This is a genomic window from Paenibacillus sp. USHLN196, from assembly GCF_037144955.1.
GTDB classification, from domain to species: domain Bacteria; phylum Bacillota; class Bacilli; order Paenibacillales; family Paenibacillaceae; genus Paenibacillus; species Paenibacillus xylanexedens_C.
The window spans coordinates 1-203 of record NZ_JBBCYH010000090.1 but is presented as its reverse complement, the minus strand read 5'-3'; the positions used below and the strand labels follow the sequence as shown (position 1 = coordinate 203).

Genomic DNA, 203 nt, shown 5'->3' with positions numbered 1-203 from the left:
CTGCGGTCCAAGTACCATCGGCGCTAGAGGGCTTAACGGTCGTGTTCGGGATGGGTACGTGTGGAACCCCTCCGCCATCGCCACCAAACGCGTAGCTTACATTTCAGAGTTGTTGTTCTCTGAAAACTAGATTCGAAACGAAACATGCGATTTAGAACTTGCTAATTGGATAAGCCCTCGACCGATTAGTACTGGTCAGCTCC

1 rRNA gene is annotated in these 203 nt (G+C 50.7%); it reads right to left on the bottom strand.

Features of this window, described 5'->3' with window-relative positions:
* Positions 1-88 (bottom strand): 5S ribosomal RNA (gene rrf, locus WFI24_RS34475); the annotation flags it as partial.
* Positions 89-203: the final 115 nt, after the last annotated feature.